Raw genomic sequence first — 19,319 nt, forward strand, 5'->3', positions numbered from 1 at the left:
ACCAGCTAAGTTCATCGGGAAAAGTTCAAAGCGCAGGTCGAAAGACCTGCGCTTTTTTTATTTAAATTTTCCCAAGCTGAGTAAAAAGTTTTTCTTTGCGGTTTGCTGTTCTAAAAAACTGCACTAGGCTAAAAGTTGTGGAATCAAATTGTTAGGCCTGTATCTCACCTTGAGGCATGTCAGTAGTTCGTCGCTAGAGATAACGAGTCTGAACCAATCACTATGGCACAAGAGGGAACTATGAAAACAATCACAAAAGCAGTTGCAGTGGCCGCCGTTGTTATGTCTTTGGCTGGGTGTGTCGGCAGTAACGCCGTTACCGGAAAATTGATGAAGTTTAACGTGGAAGTCGTGGATAACCGTTATGCGCGTGCTGGGGTCAACTTCTTACTGGCACCTGTATATGCGTTAACAACCGCAGCGGACTACATCGTGTTTAACTCATTAGAGTTTTGGACAGGTAAAAACCCACTAACAGGTGCACCACATATATTTGATAGTAAAGTTGACACCATGATTGATGTGAACGACAGCCTGGATGACTCTCTCAAAGAGGCGCCTGTCGCTCCAATCACTTATCAACGTCAGATTCAGTTCGGTGAAATGCAGCAAATTGATGAGAACACTATTCGTATGGATATCACTTACAACGATGGTGAAAAGGCGGTGCTGATGGGCGTACGTGATGGCGATAATGTCAGCTATTACCTTGATGGCGCATTGGTCTCTGAAACCTCGATTCAAGCTCTAGAACAGTTAGCTGCTGAGAAAGTGTAACGTTGTCCATTTTCTACAAATAAAAGAAAAGCCGCTGGAGTTAACTCCAGCGGCTTCGTATTTTCTAGCATCTAGATTAGTTGTTGCTGTGCAGCTCGCTGTTTAGTTCAACAGCTGATTTGTTAGCAAGACATTCAATTTGACCAGTCACTGAGTTGCGACGGAATAGTAGGTCAGAAACGCCAGCTAGGTCGCGAGCTTTAACTACTTCAACCTCTTGGCCAGAAGAGTCAAGCATACGTACTTTAGAGCCAGCAGTTACGTACAGACCAGACTCTACAGTACAACGGTCGCCTAGAGGGAAACCAAGACCAGCGTTTGCGCCTAGCAGTGAGTTTTCACCGATAGAAACGACAACCGTACCGCCGCCAGATAGCGTACCCATGATAGAAGCGCCGCCACCGATGTCAGAACCGTTACCAACAACCACGCCTGCAGAGATACGACCTTCAACCATGCTCACGCCAGTTGTACCTGCGTTGAAGTTGATGAAGCCTTCGTGCATAACTGTAGTGCCTTCACCTACGTGTGCACCTAGACGAACGCGAGACGTATCAGCGATACGAACGCCTGCTGGTACTACGTAATCAACCATTTTCGGGAATTTGTCTACGCAATCTACAGACAGAGCACGACCTGCTAGGCGAGCTTCGATTTGGCGATCTGCTAGCTCAGGAAGATCGATTGGGCCTTCGTTTGTCCATGCGATGTTGTGCAGTAGACCAAAGATGCCATCTAGTACCGTGCCGTGTGGTTGCACTAGGCGGTTAGAGATAAGTTGTAGCTTAAGGAAGCCTTCAGCAACTGAAGCTGGCTTCTCGTCTGTAGCAAGAACAACAAGAACAAGTGGTTGCTCAGATGATGCTGCTTTTTCTGCAAAAGATGCGTTTGCTGCATCGTCGTTTGCTGCGAATGCTTTCGCCAGTTCTGCGCTTTGTGCAGCAGAGATTTCGATAGCTTGGTTGCCTTCAGTGTAACCTGCAACTTCAGCAACAGCGGCTACAAGAGCATCGCTTGGGTTTAGAAGTGGGTTAGGGAAGAACGCTTCAATGATTTTATTGTAGCGGTTTTTGGTTGCCGTACCAAAGGCTAGTGAAAAGTAAGCCATGTTGAATCTCCATGTGTTGAGTCTTGATTTTGCTATCTCTCCATTTACTGTTCGTGTGGTGAGCAGCTTGGGTAGCAAAAGTTAATTTAATTGCGTTCATCATAAAGAGAGCGCCCTCGTTATGAAAGGGCGCATGGGGAGAAAGTCTGTAAAATGATATTGCTTGTCTTTTGAGAGATATTTTTCTGCAACCAGATAAAGTGAAGTTTGCTCTCTTTTTGTGCCTACATACTCGCTTCGAAAGGTCTCAACGTTATACAAACAGCGCTTTATAGGCTTGTTCGATGCCTTCAATTAGCATTTGCATACCAATAACCGCCAGGATTAGACCCATCATTCGGGTAATCACATTCAGTGCACTCGGACCAACGGCTTTAACGAAGCGTTCGCCAAACACAAACAGAATATAGGTGAGTGTACAGAGTAGGCCGAAAGCAACGATGGTTATGATGGTTTCATAAATCCCTTCGGTGCTGGCGAAGTTCATCGCGGTCGCTATCGTACCAGGTCCTGCGAGGATCGGCATGGCTAGAGGGGAGACTGCGATACTCAGAGCTGCATCTTGTTGGGCGTCAGAGTGAACTTTTTCTTTGGCTTTACTGTGTGTGGAATCGCCCTGCAACATGTGAAAGCCAATCAAGAACACCAATATCCCACCAGTGATTCTCAGTGCGTATAGTGTGATACCAAAAAGATCGAAGATTAGCTTGCCGGAAATCGCAAAGGTACTGACGATGATAAAGGCTATGAAAACGGAGCGAAATGCGATGGATTTTACTGTCTCACGGTCATTGTCTCCGGTGAGCCCCAAGAATATTGGCGTATTGGCAATTGGGTTCATGATGGCAAAAAAGCCCATGAAGACAGTAATGGTGTGGATGATCAGCTCTTTCATATTATTCCCTTAATAAAGATGGAGTTAACTTGTGTTACTCATCTGAGAATAGATAGTAGACCATGTTGAGAACAAAAAATAGCCAGCATGTTCGCTGGCTATCTGTTTCACGTTATTGTTGTTTTTTTATATTCGTTGTAGAGGCTAAGCGGCTTGGCTTACTGCGACCGCTAGTGCCACCGTTGCTCCTACCATAGGGTTGTTACCCATACCGATGAAACCCATCATAGCCACATGGGCAGGTACAGAAGAGCTACCAGCAAACTGGGCGTCAGCGTGCATTCTACCCATGGTATCTGTCATGCCGTAAGATGCAGGGCCTGCTGCTACGTTATCTGGGTGTAAAGTGCGACCTGTACCACCGCCTGAAGCCACAGAAAAATAAGATAAGCCTTGGCGAGTGCGTTCCGCTTTGTAGATTCCCGCAACGGGGTGTTGGAAGCGAGTAGGGTTGGTTGAGTTACCTGTGATACTTACATCCACTTGTTCACGATGCATGATAGCAACTCCTTCACGAACATCATCGGCACCGTAACATAGGATTTCTCCGCGAGGGCCGTGTGAGAAACGGCGGCGCTCTGTCTCGATAATCTTGCCAGTTTGGTAGTCAAACTGAGTGCGCACGTAGGTAAAGCCATTGATACGAGAGATAAGATAAGCGGCATCTTTGCCCAAACCATTTAGAATTACTTTAAGTGGTTTAGTGCGAGATTTATTGACGTTAAGTGCGATTTTAATTGCACCTTCTGCAGCGGCAAAAGATTCATGACCCGCCAAAAAGGCAAAGCAGCCACTCTCTTCATTCAGCAAACGCGCCGCTAGTGCACCGTGGCCAATACCAACTTGGCGCTGTTCTGCGACACTGCCTGCCTTGGTATAGGCTTGGAGCGCTTCACCAATAATGTTTGCTGCTTGTTCTGCGGTCTCAGCGTGACGATACAGCGCTAGGGCTGTGCCTAGCGTGTAGGCTTCGGTTGCGCTATCGAAAGCGATAGGCTGGGTGTCCATCACGAGAGCTTTCGGGTCAACATCGTGCTCCAAACAGTATTGATAAGCTTGGTCGAGAGACTCTAGATTCATTTCAGCCAATACGCGAGTTACTGATGGATTATTTAGTGTGTTCATAGTCAGGTTCCTCTTTGGCGATTAGTGTTGACGTGGATTGATGGTTTTTACGGCTTCATCGAAGCGGCCGTAGGTGCCAGTAGCCAGCTCAGCGGCCTCAGCAGCTGGTGTACCTTGATTCATGGCTTTCATCATTTTGCCAAGGTTGAGGTATTGATAACCGATCACTTCGCTGTGTTCATCCAACGCAAGCTGAGTCACGTAGCCTTCTGCTAGCTCCATGTATCGCACCCCTTTGGCGGTTGTCGAGTAACTGGTGCCGACTTGGCTGCGTTGTGTTTGTCCTAAATCTTCCAATGCCGCGCCAATTTCGAGGCCGCCCTCAGAGAATGCCGATTGAGTTCGACCGTAAACAAACTGAAGAAAGATTTCGCGCATCGCGACGTTGATTGCATCACATACAAGGTCGGTATTGAGTGCTTCGAGAATGGTTTTTCCTGTGAGGATTTCTGCGGCCATTGCAGCCGATTGAGTCATGCCTGAACAACCAATCGTTTCGATGAGTGCTTCTTCGATGATGCCGTTTTTGACGTTAAGAGTCAGTTTTGCCGCGCCTTGTTGTGGAGCACAAGCACCCACGCCATGGCTTAAACCAGAGATAGCAATTACGTCTTTCGGGCTTACCATAGCACCTTCAACTGGAATGGGTGCAGATGCATGAAGGTCGCCGCGTTGAATCGGGCACATGTTTTGGATTTCAGATGAGTATTGCATAGTGTTTTCTCACTTATAGAGTCGATGAAGACCTCGGACGTTGAGAAAACAGGACATGTTGGAAGAGGTGTGGCTAATTTCACTACAGATCTTGCGTATCGTGACACCAAGGAAAAAGAGCAAACTAAGCTCGTAAAGTGGCGGGTATAACGATACTACCAACAGGATTACCTGTTTTCGATTCTGTAGGAGTCATTAGCACGGTTCGATATGAACGGGCGGTTGAAGCTAGAAAGCTTAGGTGGAACCCCATCACCTGATGGCATATAGATTAGATCTCAATCACACTTTATTGCAAGAGAATGTTTAGAGCAATTTTAACTATAAACTCGGTTCATTATATTTCGATAGGTATAAAAAAACGCCAACTGCATACTCTGTTCAGAGTTGTCATTGACGTTTTTAGCAGAGGTATCAGCGAGTTATGCTGCGTCTTCTTCCGCGTCTTCAACCGCTTCAAGCTTTTTAGCTTTCTTAGGTGCTGGTTTACGCTTAGCACCAAGTGCGTAAAGAACTTCTTCTTTGTTCTTCGCAAGGTACATTGCAAGCTCTTCTTGCTTGCCTTCGTCTTCTACTAATTCGCTTTTGCCTAACAGTTCAAAAAGCTCATCAGCCATATCCAGCATTTTGTCGTATGCGTCAGCTTCGGCTTTAGAGGTAAAAGTCATTTTCTCTTCTCCGTTGCGTTCCACCACGTACTTGACGATAACAGCCATGGTTAATCCTCTAAGTTTGATAAATTTTACTGGCTTTTTATACAGTTTTAGTGACTAAAAGTCCAGTTGCCAACCTTGATAGAAGTATCAATCTTGATGTGTCGCCCACTCTTCACAATAACTCATGAAGGATTTGAGAAGTGGACTCTGATATTTGTCTTTGTGGACTAGCATCCAAAATCGACGCTTCATATCCAGTGGTACATTCAATGTCTTAACTCGACCATCTTTGATAGCGGGCTCTGCTGCGAGCTTAGAGAGGCAAGCTAAGCCTAGTCCGGCCGATACTGAGTTGATGATCGCCTCGGTGGTATTAAGCTCGAATGATTCATACCAGTGCTCAAGGCGTGGTGCTACTGTTCGTAAAAAGAACTCTCGAGTACCGGAGCCAGATTCACGGAGTATCCAGTGACTGCTCTCAAGCTCGCGCAGTGGAACGGTATCGAAGTCTACCAACGGGTGATCGGGGCTAGCAACAATGCACATTTCGTCGCTACTAAATTGGCTCGTGAGCAGTTCGGGGTGCAAGGTTTTGCCCTCGATCAGCGCGATATCGAGTTCGTAATCGACCAGCTTTTGGCAAATCAGAGCACTGTTCGAGATAAACAGACTCTGCTCTTGATGCTGGGTTTGCTGACGAAACCCAGAGAGGATAAACGGTGCAACTTGATTGCCTATGGTGTCACTGGCGCCAACCTTTAATAAACCACTTAAGGGTTGGTCATCACTGAACAGCTCATCAATGCTGGCCGCTCGATGTAGTATCTCATCAGCAAGAGGCAGTAATTTTTGTCCCTCTTGATTGATGATCAGTCGGTTGTTAACGCGATCAAACAGAGAGTGCCCAAGCTGTTTCTCCATTTCACCTAAAGCCATACTGACAGCCGCTTTTGATAAAAAGAGTGCCTCGGCAGCGGCAGTCATCGTCGAATGTTGGGTGATGGTGACAAATACTTTGAGCTGTTTAATTGATATATTAGCCATCGAAATTTTATCAGCCTGTGATTGAGTGGTTTGATGTTTAGAAAACCTGAACAAGTGTTATATATAATTGGATATAACTTAACAAACCGCAAGCGTATTATGGCCTCAACAAGCTGATGAGTTCACAGATAAGTGAATGGGATGAAGAGAGGCTGACATGATTCAACGACTAAAATACAGATTAACTGGCGCACCGACTCCTATGGCGGGACTGGCTCTTGCTATTGCCAGCCTTGGTTGGTGTTGGGATGGGGTACTGGTATCTCAAGGCTTATTGCAAACTCCTGGGTTAGTGCAGTGGGTGAGTGCTGGGATTGCGGGTGTACTTCTAGCAATCTTGGCAGTGAAATTTTTGATTCACGGTCACTTGCTGCGTGAAGATCTTGCACACCCTGTTGTAGGCAGTGTTGTTCCGACTTTTGCGATGGGTTGTATGGTGGTATCGGCATCGTTAGACCCGATTTCTGTGTTTTTAAGAGAACTGGTGTGGATTCTCTCTGTAGGGTTGCATGTGATTTTCTTGGTGAGCTTCTTGTACCATCGCGCTAAAGAGTTTGAGATTCACCATATGGTACCAAGCTGGTTTGTGCCACCTATTGGCATTGTGGTTGCGGATGTCTCTTTTTCGGGGAACCCTGTACTTGAGCCAGTGGCGAATGCAGTATTGCTCTTCGGTCTCGGTGTTTACGCTGTGATGCTACCAATGATGGTGTATCGTTTGATGTTCCGTCACGAGATTCCAGACGCGGCCAAACCAACAATCGCTATCCTAGCTGCGCCGGCAAGCCTCTCTTTGGCAGGTTATCTCACTGTATCTGCAAACCCATCGCCAGTAGTGATTGGTCTGCTGTTCGGAATTGCAATTTTAATGACATTCATCATCTACGTAGCGTTTTTTAAATTGCTTCGTTTACCATTCAGCCCAGGCTATGCGGCGTTCACTTTCCCTATGGTCATTGGTGCGACAGCCTTGTTTAAGGTAGCGGCTTGGATGCAGGATGTGGGTGTTGAAGGTGAGTACATCAACCAAGTGTTCAATTTGGCTTACTTAGAGCTAATGGTCGCAACGCTCGTCGTAGGTTATGTAGCCGCACGTTACTACATGAATTATAAACCACACCGTTTAATGAGCGTTGCAAAAGGTCGTTTATAACTGGTGGTCGTTCAAAAGATAAACAGACCTTAAGCTTTTGGTATTTCATAAGCTTATATTGCTCATCCAAACTCAGCACTTATGCTAATCTGGCAGTATATTGTGGCAAGATTAGTGTGAGTGCACTTTGTTTACTGTTTACCATTCCAATAAAGTTGATACTTTAAAAATTCTTCTCGTTCACTTAATCAAAAGTGATCCTCTGGCTAATCCATTCGACAAAGAGCAGATCTTAGTACAAAGCCCGGGTATGTCTCAGTGGCTTAAAATGGAGCTGGCGAAAGAGTTTGGTGTTGCCGCAAACATAGATTTTCCTCTGCCAGCAACTTTTATCTGGGAGATGTTTACCCAAGTTCTTCCAGATGTTCCCAAGCGCAGTGCCTTTAACAAAGAGGCGATGACTTGGAAGCTGATGAGTATTCTGCCCGCTAAGCTCGACCATCCTGATTTTTTGCCGCTGCAGCGTTATTTGGAAAACGACACCGATAGCTCCAAGCTGTACCAATTGGCTGAGAAAATTGCCGATATTTTTGATGGTTATTTGGTGTACCGACCTGAGTGGATGGCGGCTTGGGAAGCAGGTGAGCCTGTGGCTGAGTTGCAAGACGCGGATGGTCAACAAGAACATCCATGGCAGCCGATATTGTGGAAAGCTCTGTACGAGCAAACACTATCCCAAGGCCAATCAAAGTATCACCGTGGTAACTTGTACCATGACTTTATTGAAGCGCTCGCACAGCAGAAAGATCAGCTTTCCCATCTTCCTAAGCGATTGTTTGTGTTTGGTATCTCATCACTACCACCGCGCTATATGGATGCCCTCAAAGCAATGGGTGAACACATTGATGTCCACTTGATGTTTACGAATCCATGTCAGCACTACTGGGGCGATATTCGAGACAGAAAGTATCTGGCAAGAGTGGAAGCACAGCGTCGTAAGCAGTTTGCTTTGGTCGAGGGCTCGCCTCAGCTAGAAGGAGAGGTTTCACCATTAAAAGATGGCCTTGAAGCTAATGTAGAAGATGAACTGCATACCAGCCAAGCCGTGGGCAATAGTTTACTGGCATCGATGGGTAAACTTGGTCGTGACAATCTGTTTTTATTGTCCCAGTCTGAGTGTGAAGAGCATGAATTTTTCATTGATGTTGAGCGCGATAGCCTGCTGCATCAGCTTCAAGCCGATATTTTGGAGCTAGAAGAGCATCAAGATGATCACATCCTCGATTCGAGTGAACACAAGCAGAGTGTTGTACTTGGTGACCGCTCGTTAACAGTTCACGCTTGTCATAGCCCAATGCGTGAAGTGGAAGTGCTGCACGACCAGTTGCTGGCGATGTTCGATGCCGATCCAAGCCTGAAACCACGCGACATTATCGTAATGGTAGCGGACATCAATGCCTACAGCCCTGCGATTCAAGCGGTGTTTGGTAATGCTCCGGGTGAGCGTTACATCCCTTACTCCATCTCGGATAGAACGGCCGATCAAGAAAGCCCAATCTTAACCGCATTCATGCAGCTGGTGGCTCTGCCTAAGAGTCGTTGCCTTGCTTCAGAGCTGCTTGAACTACTTGAAATTCCGGCGATGATGGCGCGCTTTGATATCGATGAATATCAATTCGAACAAGCTAAACAGTGGGTTGAAGAGTCGGGTATTCGCTGGGGTGTTGATGGCAGTACCGCAACAGAATTTAACCTCCCCGAGACTCAACAAAACACTTGGCTGTTCGGTGTTCAGCGGATGCTGCTTGGCTATGCGATGTCTGAATCTGCAGGATTATTTGAAACCACTGACTCATCGATTGCTGCATACGATGAAGTGCAAGGCATGAGCGCAGAGCTTGCGGGTAAGCTCGCGCACTTTATTGATCGCATTACCCATTATCGACAGCGCCTCAATCAGTCACAATCGATTGAACGTTGGCGTGAGACTCTGCTTAACTTGATCGATGACTTCTTCAGTGTCGAGCTTGAGGGCGAAGTGGTATTAAAGTCGATTCGTGATGCTCTTGGGCAACTTAACGAACAGCTTGATGATGCTTTGTTTGAGCAAGATTTATCACCAAGCATCGTTTATCAGTACCTGAACAATAAACTCTCTGGGGCACGCATCAGCCAACGCTTTTTAGCAGGACAAGTGAACTTCTGTACTCTGATGCCGATGCGTTCGATTCCTTTCAAAACGGTATGTCTGCTGGGAATGAATGATGGTGTTTATCCACGCTCTATGCCACCAGAAGGCTTTGACTTAATGAATGGTCGCACTCGTCCGGGTGATCGTTCTCGTCGTGATGATGACCGTTACCTGTTCTTAGAAGCGATGTTATCGGCGCAAGAGAGCCTGTACATCAGTTATGTTGGTCGCTCTATTCAAGATAACACAGAGCGCGTCCCGTCAGTGTTGGTGTCTGAGCTGATCGAATACTGCGAACAGAACTACTGCCTACAGGGTGACGAGGCTCTGGGAAGCGATGAATCCGGGCGTAAGCTAAGTCAAGCGCAGATGTTTGAACACACCATGACGCCATTCAGCCCGAGTGCTTTCATGCCGGATCAAGACGATACGCAGCTAAGCTACGCTAAAGAGTGGCTGCCTGCGGCAAATCGAGCTGGTGAGCGCAGTGGTGAATTCAACCGTGCGTTAGAAGACTACCTTGTGGGAGCAACTTACCCACTCGAGCTTGATCTGGTCGAGTTACAGCGTTTTTGGCGTCTACCTGTTCAATACTTCTTTAATCGCCGTTTAAAGGTGGTGTTTGAGCCGCCGTTACCAGTGATGGAAGACGATGAGCCGTTTGTGTTGAATGGTCTAGAGAGCTATCAACTCAAAAATGCACTCTTACAAGTATTGATTGATAACCATCAATCGCCGGATGAAGCCATCTGTCACTTTGTCGCTAAGCAGAAAGCTCAAGGTCGTTTGCCGGTTGGGGCATTTGGTGACATTGAGTTTGAGACCAATCGCGTGCAAGCCGAGGAGCTAGCCAAAGAGATCCAGTTCGTTACTGGCGCACCTAAAGAAGATTTAGAGGTCAATATTACGATAGACAGCCTCGGCGAAGGAAAACCGGTCAAGTTGATAGGTTGGCTAACGCACAACTATCAATCGGGTCTAGTGCGTTATCGCAGTGGTAAAATTCGCGCGCAAGACTATCTGGCCGCTTGGATTGATCACCTGTGTTGCAATGTGATGGGCAATCCACAAACGACGCATATTATCGGTTACGACAAGAAGGAGGGCGTGGTGCATCTTACGCTTAGCCCTCTGAGTGATGTTCAAACTGCAAAGCAGACTTTAGGCGAGCTCGTTCGTCTGTTCTATCAAGGTATGACTCAACCGCTTCCATACTTTCCTAAAACGGCCTTAGCAGGAGTTGAGGCAGGATTCAGTCGAGGCAAATGGGTTGATGATGAAGAGAAGTCTCTGAAGAAGATGGCGGATACCTTTAATGATAGTTACGCGTTTACCGGTGAAGGACGCGACAGCTACATCTCACGTATTTGGCCAAAGTGGGATGACACATTGGCGGCGGAAGCAAGGCTGTACTCTACGCTAGTGATGCAAGCAGCTCGTCTTGCAGCGAATGATCCCAATGATCAGGAGTAACCTAGGGCGATCGTCAAGATCGCTCAACCAATGCCAATTAGGCCGATGCATATGGGAAGCTTATTACGATTTTGGAATGAGTATAGACCAGATAAGAGAAGTGCTGAGAAGTCTGGGAATGAAAAGCACAGGAATTAAAGTGGCCGCCAGTAAATCATTATTAGTGTAGGGCGTTCGCTGTACGGCCACAGGTCAGAGGGACCATTATTCTTTTGGTTCTTTGGCGGCGAAAAAGTAATCGCTTGCCTGAACTCGTGGGCGCATAGTAACGACGTGCACCAAATTGATCCGTGAGAGAGATCGCACTCCCTAATAAGATATTGGTACTAGACCAGATTTGAATGACGTTTTTGAGACTAGGTCACATTTGTAACAGAATAATTAAGAAGAAGGCAGCTCGGTATGACTACCACAAATCGTGATCTCGCTATCACGCCACAAGCGCTTAATACCATGACGTTTCCTCTGCATGGGGCGCGATTGATTGAAGCCTCTGCGGGTACGGGTAAAACCTTCACGATAGCTGGCTTGTATCTGCGACTTTTGCTTGGTCACGGTACATCAGAGGTTGGCGTAAACGGTGAAGAGCCGAGTCGACACCAGCAACCACTAACGGTTGATCAGATTTTGGTGGTGACCTTTACTGAAGCGGCAACAGCTGAACTTAGAGATCGTATCCGTGCACGTATTCACGATGCGCGCATTGCTTTCTCACGCGGTCAGAGTAACGATCCTGTGATTGCCCCTTTACTTGAAGACATTGACGATCATACGGGGGCTGCCAAAATCCTGCTTAATGCTGAAAGGCAGATGGACGAAGCGGCGGTATACACCATTCACGGCTTCTGCCAACGTATGCTAACGCAAAATGCTTTTGAGTCGGGCAGTCGCTTTGACAATGAGTTTGTGACCGACGAAAGTCATCTAAAAGCACAAGTGGTGGCGGATTACTGGCGTAAACAGTTCTACCCATTACCGCTGCAGTTGGCTGGCGAAGTACGTAATATCTGGGGTTCACCTTCTGCTCTGTTAGCGGATGTGAATCGCTACCTGACAGGCGCGTCGTTAAAGCTAACGGTAGAGGCGATGTCTGGTGATCTGCAGTCTCTTCACGATAGCAATCTCGACAAAATCAGAGCGCTCAAAGCACAATGGCAGGCATCGCAAGAGGACTTCCTACCCATTATCTCGGGCTCAGATGTTAACAAACGCAGCTACACTAAAAAGTCACTGCCGACTTGGTTAGAGGCGGTAACGACTTGGGCGCAAAGTGAGACACACGATTATCATTACCCAGATAAACTCGAGAAGTTTGCTCAATCGACGCTGAATGAAAAAACGCCGAAAGGCACGGCTCCTTGTCATGAGGTTTTTGAGGCGATCGATACCTTCTTAGCACAGCCTGCGGATATGAAAGCGCCGCTACTGGCGCATGCGATTACCCATTGTCGAACCATGCTTGCCGCTGCCAAAGAGCAGAAGCAGTGGCTCTCGTTTGACGATCTGCTTACCCAGCTCTCAGCATCGATTGATGTCGATGAGCAGTCACTGTTAGTTGAACGAATTCGCGCTCTTTATCCGGTCGCGATGATCGATGAATTCCAAGATACCGATCCTCTGCAATATAGCATCTTCAGTCGTATTTATCTGGATAGCCCACAATGTGGTTTGTTTATGATCGGTGACCCGAAGCAGGCGATTTACGGCTTCCGTGGTGCAGACATTTTTACTTATATCAAAGCGCGTAACCAAGTTAGTGCCCACTACACTCTCGGCACTAACTGGCGTTCAAGTGCAGATATGGTAAGTGCAGTAAATCAGGTGTTTAGCAACTCTGATAGTCCGTTTATCTATGACGAAGATATTCCGTTTCTCCCTGTCGCTTCGAGTCCAAGTGCAGATTTTCGTCAATGGACACTTGGTGACGAAGTTCAACCTGCGGTGACATTTTGGTTGCAAGAGGCGGAAGACAAGCCTTTACCTAAAGGGGAATATCACGCAGCGATGGCAGAAGCGACTGCTAGCCAAATTCAAACAATATTGACCGCCTCTCAAGATCAGCAAGCGTTTCTTGATAACGGCAACAGCCAAAAATCGATTCAAGCGGGTGATATCGCTGTATTGGTGCGAACTGGTAGTGAAGGGCGTTTGGTTAAGACGGCTCTTGCAGAGCAAGGCATCGCCAGTGTTTATCTCTCTAACCGAGACAGTGTTTTTGTCAGTCTTGTTGCTCAAGATCTTCAACGTTTGTTGCAAGCGGTACTAACTCCTGAAAATGACCGAGCTCTTCGTGCTTGCCTGGCTTCTGAGCTGTTTGCCCTTGATGCGGCATCGTTAGACCAACTGAACAATGATGAGGTTGTTTGGGAAAATGCGGTTAATGAATTTCGTGAGTACCGAAAGCTGTGGCTACAGCGCGGTGTGCTACCGATGTTACGCGCGGTGATGAGTAAGCGCCACCTAGCTGAGCGATTGTTGGAAGAGGAGAACGGGGAGCGTGCACTGACGGATTTAATGCACATTGGAGAATTGCTCCAGCAAGCGAGACAAGAGCTCGACAGTGACTATGGACTGTTGCGCTGGCTCGCGGAAGCGATCATCGATGCGCAGAATGGTTTGGGTGGCAGTGAAGATGACATTCAACGTCTAGAGTCAGAAAGAAACTTGGTGCAAATCGTTACTATCCATAAATCCAAAGGCTTGGAATATGACTTAGTGTTCTTACCGTTTGTAGCAAGCTACCGTGAAGCGAGCGAAGGTAAATATTACGACCACGCTACAGACACCACTGTGCTTGATATCACAGCCAGTGATGGCGCGTTAGCGCAAGCCGACAAAGAACGCTTAGCGGAAGACTTACGTTTGATCTATGTAGCGCTAACCCGTGCTGTTTACGGCTGCTTTATTGGTATGGCACCACTGCGCAAGGGGCGCTCAACCAAAGAGCCGACGGGTGTGCATTTGAGCGCAATGGGCTATCTGGTTCAAAATGGGAAAGAGTGCAGCATTGCTGAACTACAGCAAGCGTTGGCGAGTTTAGAGAGTGTTAATCAAAGTATTACGCTGAGCGAAACGCCTACGCAGCATGAGCAACCTTTTGTAGCTAAATCAGAACCACAACCTGATCTCCAAGCTCAAGAGTTGAAGGCGTCGATTGACCGTGCGTGGCGTATCACCAGTTACTCTGGGTTAGTCAAGCAAGGCAGTCATGGCTCAGGTCATGATGCGACGATGGAGGTATCGGGCTTTGATATTGATTCTGCCGATGAGCAGGATGAAGGCGAGCTGATTGAGCCAGAGCGTTCTATCTTTACTTTCCCTCGAGGAGCAAGACCGGGTACGTTTTTGCATACCCTGTTTGAAGAGGTCGAGTTTACCGAGCCTGCGATCAGCGAGCACAATACTCAAGTGATCACTCACTTACTGGAACTTGAACAGTATGAGCTTGAGTGGTTACCGGTTCTTCAGCAATTGGTTGATACCGTGCTCAACACCGCTTTAGATGGTAAAAAGCTTAAGTTAAGCGAGAAAAATGCTTCTCAGCGACTTGTTGAGATGGAGTTTTTATTGCCCATTGAGGTGTTAGCATCCTCAGAACTCAACCGTGTTATTCAGTATCATGATCCTCTTTCGGCGAAAGCTGGCGACCTCGGTTTTCACACTGTGCAAGGCATGTTGAAGGGCTTTATTGATTTGGTGTTTGAACATGAAGGCAAATACTACGTGCTTGACTGGAAATCAAATCACTTAGGTGATGATGTGGCGGTTTATCATGGAGACGCCCTTAAGGGTGCCATGGCCGATCACCGATATGATTTGCAGTATCAAATTTACGCCTTAGCTCTGCACCGCTTCCTGCGCAGTCGAATTGCTAATTACAGCTACCAAAAGCATTTTGGCGGTGTTTATTATCTGTTTTTACGTGGTATGGATGGACAATCTCAGCAAGGAATATTTTCCGCTAAACCAAGTGAAGCCATGCTCAATGAAATGGATCAATTGATTGACGGCAAGGTCGTCGATCGCCAAACAACTCAATCGAATGATGACCAAGCTGGACAGATGGAGCTTATATAATGACACCCATTGATTTACACCAAGCGCCATTGATGGATGTGCTGCGGCTATTGGCAGACAAAGGCACCATTCGCCAGCTCGATTATCAATTTGCTCGCTTTATTGCTCAGCAAGCGAGTGGCTACTCGCAAGAGGCCGGTACCGCACAGCAGCTTGGCTTTCTTGCAGGTGTGGTGAGTCATGAGTTAGGTAAAGGCCATATCTGTATGCAGCTGACAGTGAGTGATCACTATCAGTCAAATATACCCGCTGATTTAGCGCAGTTACTTGGCCTTTATGGCGAAGCAGCACTACAGCTTAATCAACGACTATTGAACATTGATTGGTCTGCTATTTTGAGCAACTCAAGTCTGGTTGGCACCAGTACTGAATGCGTTAAGCCACTCATGTTTGACGGGCAGCGTGTCTATCTCCAGCGTTATTGGAATTATGAGGTGGTATTGGCTGAGGCCTTAAATCGCTTGAGCCACCCAGTGGAGTTTAATTTGGAGCAGAAGCGAGCGCTGACACAAACACTTAATCAGCTATTTGCTCGTAGCTATCACTTTCTTTTTAATGCCTTGGCCAAAGCTGATTCGAATGGTCAAAGCTCGCAAGTGTTGCGCCAGCAGTTGGTATGCGATCACTTAGATGTTATCTCAGAATCCGAACTGAATTGGAATGAGATTGATAGAGTTGTAACAGATGCACGTCAGGTTTCTGACCTTAGTGCACTGGATGAGTTAGTGCCTTTGTCGGTATGCCTCAACTGGCAAAAAGTTGCAGCAGCGGTAGCTCTAAGTCGACGCTTTGCTGTGATATCGGGCGGGCCTGGTACAGGTAAAACCACCACCGTGGCAAAACTGTTATCTGCGATGGTAGAGCAGTCATTGAACTTGGGCAAAACACCTACCATTAAATTGGTTGCGCCGACAGGTAAAGCGGCAGCGCGTTTGACTGAGTCAATCGGTAAGGCGATTGATCAGCTACCTGTTGAGCCTATCGTCAAACAGAACATTCCAACAGAGTCGAGTACTTTGCACCGCTTGCTTGGTGCCATTCCGAATCGCGCCGAGTTTAGACATCATCGTCGAAACCCACTGCATTTGGATATTCTGGTCGTCGATGAAGCTTCGATGGTCGACCTCTCTATGATGTATAAGCTGGTGGATGCTCTTCCTCCACATGCGCGCTTGATTCTTCTGGGAGACAAAGACCAACTAGCCTCGGTTGAAGCTGGTGCGGTGTTGGGCGATATCTGCGCTTTCAATGCTCATGGTTACAGTGCGCCTCAAGGGAACTTGATTGCTGAGCTGACCAGCTTTAGTTCTTTATCTAGCAGACAATCTAAGTCGCACAATGTAGTGAGTGCTCCACCTGTCGCTGATAGTTTGTGTATGCTGCAAAAGAGTTATCGTTTTGATGCTCGCTCTGGTATTGGTCAACTTGCTAAGGCAATTAATGCAGGTTCGGCCGCGCAAGTCGATGTGGTATTGAATAAAGGCTTTGCCGATATTGTGCATCACTCGCTTTCTAGTGACAGCTACAACTTGATGCTTCGCACGCTGGTTAACGAATACGGCAACTATTTAAACTGTATTCACCCACCGTTAGCTGAAGGTGAGAAGCAAGAGGAGCGCGCCAAACAAGCGCTCGATCTTTTCAGCCAATGTCGACTTCTTTGTGCAGTACGAGATGGTGATTTTGGTGTTTCAGGGTTAAATCAACGCATTGAACGAGCATTAGCGGCGAGGCGTTTAGTTCAACCGCACAATGAAGAACTTTGGTATCACGGCCGCCCTGTGATGGTAACGCGTAATGACCATGGCCTCGGTTTGTATAATGGTGATATTGGCCTCTGTATGCTGGATTCCACCGTTACCGAAGATGGTTCATCGCCAAGACTTAAGGTTTATTTTGAGCTGCCTGATGGAAGTGTCAAAGCGGTACTTCCTAGCCGAGTTCCTGAGCATGAAACCGCCTATGCGATGACAATCCATAAATCTCAGGGTAGTGAATTTGATTTAACCATGATGATACTGCCACCGGAGTTCAGCCCGATTTTGACGCGAGAGCTTATCTATACGGGAGTAACACGTGCAAAGTCTCGTTTGATGATGTTTAGTGATAGCTCGGTGTTTAAGCGAAGTATTAAGGTGAAAACTCAGCGTGTGAGCGGATTAGCGGTGCGTTTGGGGCGCAGTGAAATCTAGCGGAAGGTAATTTTAAGATGGGAAGCAGCCGTCCGTGGTTGCTTCTTTTGAGTTTAGACCTAGCTGTCTTTACTCAGAAATGCTCTCGTAAAAGAGATATGGTTTATCTTGTATTTTGCTTGGCAGTTCAAGATAAACTCCTTCAAGTTGTCAGTCACTGGAAAAACACAGTGGACATCTAACCCTTCAAGAAATTGGTTGTCAGCCATATCCCAAAAGCTTTGTAGCGAATTACAAATAACGGTTCTCATATCAATATGCTCTTTTTGCTTTTTGTTATTAACGGGCATAGCCAAAGTTTAAGCCTGCGATGTTAAAGTTATAGCAATCCGTGCAAGTCCCTATGCCGAGGCATAGACGATTCCAATCAATGTTTACTGAGAATGTAAATCGGCCAAATTCTATACAATTATCAGTGTGAATAAAAGTGCATAGTTTATAAATCTCATATAGTAATCGATTACATTTGCAATCAATTTTTATCGAAAGTGAGAAAAGGCACTAAATTTAAATTTTTGGTGCCTAAACTCTGAACAAAACATCCTGTTTATACATTCAACGCCAGTATTTTTGATTTGCGCTGATAGTTGTAGAGCCCCTGTTTCTCCATTGGTAGCTCATCGACACCAATTTCATAAAAGCCTTGTTCTCTGAACCAGTGGAGACTATGGGTCGTCAGCACGAAAATCTGGTCGATATCTTGGGATTTAGACTGATGTCTCATGTAGTTGAGCAGCAGTTGTCCTCGGTTGCCATCTCGGTAATCTGGATGAATAGCAACGCACGCCATTTCTGCCATATGATCTTCAGGGTAACTGTAAAGTGCAGCACAACCGATGATCAGTCCATCTTTCTCGATGATGGTAAAGCGGTGAATCTCTTGTTCGAGTTGTTCACGAGAGCGACGAACTAAAATGCCTTGTTCTTCAAGAGGGCGAATCAGGTCGAAGATACCGCCGATATCATCGATTTGAGCTTGTCTTACTTGCTCAGCACTCGCCATAACCACTTGAGTACCGATACCATCAAACGAGAACAGCTCTTGGATCAGTGCACCATCGAGTTTATAGCTGATTAGGTGACAACGTGGTACACCTGCGCGACACGCAGCAATGGCACCTTTCAAGAATCGTTGTGTACCGCTGCCCATATCTAGAGTTGGGTCTTGAGATTCTGTGAGACGATCGAGTATCTGCTTGGCGTCTTTTGGGAACAGCTCTGCGAGTACATTGCCATCGGTGTCGATAACCCCTTGTTCAGAACAGAACCCGATCAATTTATCTGCCTTGAGACGAATCGCGACTTGAGTAGCGACCTCTTCGGAAAGAAGGTTAAAGCTCTCGCCAGTTACGGAGCTGGCAATAGGGCCGAGCAGAACAATCGAGCCTTGGTCTAGGGTACGGTTGATCCCTTCGATATCAATGCGACGGATTCTGCCGCTATGACAATAATCAGTACCGTCATCAACCCCGAGAGGTTGTGCGGTGACAAAGTTACCACTCATGACATTGAGCTGAGTACCGGCCATTGGGGTGTTGTTCAAACTCATCGATAATCGAGCAGTGATCGCAAGTTGCAGTTGTCCAGCGGCTTGCATCGCTACGCCCAATGCATACTCATCAGTAACACGGACATTCTTGTGGTACGGTGTGTAGCAATCTTGTTTGGCGAGCAGTTCGTTTATTTGAGGGCGGGCGCCATGAACCAGAACAATTTTTACACCTAGGCTGTGAAGTAGTGCAATATCATTGATAATATTACCGAAGTTGCGATCGGCCACCGCTTCGCCTCCCAGCATGATAACCATGGTTTTTCCACGGTGAGCATTAACGTAGGAGGTCGATTGTCTGAAGCCTTTAACTAAGGCGGTGCTTCTTAATTTCACAGAGAGAATCCATTCTGGTTATTTATTCTTAAATCTAACATTTTTATTCAAATGTAAACAAGAATATTTTTGGAATAAAGAACAAAGTA

General features: G+C 46.7%; 13 protein-coding genes and 1 riboswitch. Of the genes, 5 read left to right on the forward strand and 8 right to left on the reverse strand.

All coding sequences use genetic code 11. The annotated features are described in order from the left end of the window. Positions 1-240: 240 nt before the first annotated feature. Positions 241-777, forward strand: a complete 537-nt coding sequence (locus FIV04_RS03335) for a DUF3332 domain-containing protein (protein ID WP_032551394.1) — start codon at positions 241-243, stop codon at positions 775-777. Positions 778-853: 76 nt separating this feature from the next. Here FIV04_RS03335 and dapD read toward each other — a convergent pair whose 3' ends face one another. The 6 genes from dapD to FIV04_RS03365 form a co-directional block, all read right to left on the reverse strand. Further along, a complete protein-coding gene (dapD, locus tag FIV04_RS03340; RefSeq protein ID WP_152468262.1) occupies positions 854-1,885 on the reverse strand; it encodes a 2,3,4,5-tetrahydropyridine-2,6-dicarboxylate N-succinyltransferase in 1,032 nt (343 codons plus the stop codon). Between the two features lie 253 nt (positions 1,886-2,138). Beyond that, positions 2,139-2,780, reverse strand: a complete 642-nt coding sequence (locus tag FIV04_RS03345; RefSeq protein WP_150871230.1) for a MarC family protein — start codon at positions 2,778-2,780, stop codon at positions 2,139-2,141. Between the two features lie 144 nt (positions 2,781-2,924). Further along, the gene (locus tag FIV04_RS03350; protein ID WP_152468263.1) at positions 2,925-3,905 is read right to left on the reverse strand and encodes a GGGtGRT protein; all 981 of its coding nucleotides are present in this window, start codon (positions 3,903-3,905) and stop codon (positions 2,925-2,927) included. A 21-nt stretch (positions 3,906-3,926) separates the two neighbouring features. Then, the gene (locus tag FIV04_RS03355; protein ID WP_152468264.1) at positions 3,927-4,619 is read right to left on the reverse strand and encodes an iron-sulfur cluster assembly scaffold protein; all 693 of its coding nucleotides are present in this window, start codon (positions 4,617-4,619) and stop codon (positions 3,927-3,929) included. Between the two features lie 179 nt (positions 4,620-4,798). After that, a riboswitch (Fluoride riboswitch) is annotated at positions 4,799-4,885 on the reverse strand. 156 nt (positions 4,886-5,041) lie between these two features. Beyond that, complete coding sequence (locus FIV04_RS03360; RefSeq protein WP_032551401.1) at positions 5,042-5,335, reverse strand: YebG family protein; 294 nt, start codon at positions 5,333-5,335, stop codon at positions 5,042-5,044. 87 nt (positions 5,336-5,422) lie between these two features. Then, positions 5,423-6,319, reverse strand: a complete 897-nt coding sequence (locus FIV04_RS03365) for a LysR substrate-binding domain-containing protein (RefSeq protein ID WP_152468265.1) — start codon at positions 6,317-6,319, stop codon at positions 5,423-5,425. Between the two features lie 202 nt (positions 6,320-6,521). On the opposite strand from FIV04_RS03365, the gene FIV04_RS03370 reads away from it, so the two are divergent. The 4 genes from FIV04_RS03370 to recD all read left to right on the forward strand — a co-directional run bounded on the left by FIV04_RS03370 (position 6,522) and on the right by recD (position 17,345). Next, positions 6,522-7,472, forward strand: coding sequence for a TDT family transporter (locus tag FIV04_RS03370; protein ID WP_172974260.1), 951 nt, complete (start codon positions 6,522-6,524; stop codon positions 7,470-7,472). Positions 7,473-7,599: 127 nt separating this feature from the next. Beyond that, positions 7,600-11,076, forward strand: coding sequence for an exodeoxyribonuclease V subunit gamma (recC, locus tag FIV04_RS03375; RefSeq protein ID WP_152468267.1), 3,477 nt, complete (start codon positions 7,600-7,602; stop codon positions 11,074-11,076). Positions 11,077-11,478: 402 nt separating this feature from the next. After that, on the forward strand, positions 11,479-15,153 hold the full coding sequence (recB, locus tag FIV04_RS03380; RefSeq protein WP_152468268.1) for an exodeoxyribonuclease V subunit beta: 3,675 nt from the start codon (positions 11,479-11,481) through the stop codon (positions 15,151-15,153). Then, the gene (gene recD / locus FIV04_RS03385) at positions 15,153-17,345 is read left to right on the forward strand and encodes an exodeoxyribonuclease V subunit alpha (protein WP_152468269.1); all 2,193 of its coding nucleotides are present in this window, start codon (positions 15,153-15,155) and stop codon (positions 17,343-17,345) included. Before recB ends, recD begins: the two co-directional genes overlap by 1 nt. 59 nt (positions 17,346-17,404) lie before the next feature. Here recD and FIV04_RS03390 read toward each other — a convergent pair whose 3' ends face one another. Both FIV04_RS03390 and argA read right to left on the reverse strand, forming a co-directional pair. Further along, a complete protein-coding gene (locus FIV04_RS03390; RefSeq protein WP_032551408.1) occupies positions 17,405-17,596 on the reverse strand; it encodes a hypothetical protein in 192 nt (63 codons plus the stop codon). A 296-nt stretch (positions 17,597-17,892) separates the two neighbouring features. Beyond that, positions 17,893-19,230: an amino-acid N-acetyltransferase gene (gene argA / locus FIV04_RS03395; RefSeq protein ID WP_152468270.1), complete on the reverse strand. Its 1,338-nt coding sequence runs from the start codon at positions 19,228-19,230 to the stop codon at positions 17,893-17,895. Positions 19,231-19,319 lie beyond the last annotated feature (89 nt).

This window comes from Vibrio sp. THAF190c (assembly GCF_009363355.1).
Lineage (GTDB): Bacteria > Pseudomonadota > Gammaproteobacteria > Enterobacterales > Vibrionaceae > Vibrio > Vibrio fortis_A.